Here is a 252-nt window from a genome sequence, read left to right as displayed (position 1 = left end):
TAGGGTGTGTATAGAATTCAAATCAGGGGCAACCAGATAAAGACACAAGCAAGCATTACCGCCGCTGCATAGCTATCTTTGAGCTTATCATATCGCGTGGCAATGCCCCTAAAATGTTTCAACCTAGCAAAAGCGTTTTCTACCAAATGACGGCAACGATACAAATACCAATCTAGTGTGTCGTTACAGCTTTTAGAGTTCGACTTAACGGGTATGACTGACTGAGCACAGTGCGTGAAGATACACTCTCTA

1 protein-coding gene is annotated in these 252 nt (G+C 43.3%); it reads right to left on the bottom strand.

Annotation, left to right across the window (positions count from 1 at the left end; genetic code table 11):
* Nucleotides 1–17 precede the first annotated feature (17 nt).
* Nucleotides 18–252: transposase (locus ACT3SX_RS15730; protein ID WP_443556805.1), on the bottom strand; the 235-nt coding region annotated here is incomplete at its 5' end.

It is taken from the genome of Psychrobacter sp. AOP31-B2-9 (genome assembly GCF_052378005.1).
Classification (GTDB): Bacteria; Pseudomonadota; Gammaproteobacteria; order Pseudomonadales; family Moraxellaceae; genus Psychrobacter.
This window is presented reverse-complemented; position numbering and strand designations above follow the sequence as displayed.